Genomic DNA, 249 nt, shown 5'->3' on the forward strand with positions numbered 1-249 from the left:
GTCCTCCATTTCGATGCGCACGCTTTCTAGCCGTTCCACCAGTTCGTTGGTGCCGCTGTACACTTGGCTGACACTTTCGAGGGCATGGGCAGCGGTTCGTGCGGCGGCGATAGGGCTGTTTTCTTCTCCGTTGAGCGCCATTGTGGCTTGATAGAAAGCCGTCTTGATGTCCTCCACGTGGCTCAGCATCTCGGCCTCCGCCTCCAGCTCTTCCTGTTCGCCGTCATTGAGGTTGGCCTCGTTGAGCAT

General features: G+C 58.2%; 1 pseudogene. It reads right to left on the reverse strand.

The window, feature by feature from the left end:
• Nucleotides 1-249: pseudogene (locus AC2FA3_RS15440) on the reverse strand (hypothetical protein); the annotation flags it as partial.

It is taken from the genome of Janibacter sp. CoH_79_TC_3 (genome assembly GCF_058197955.1).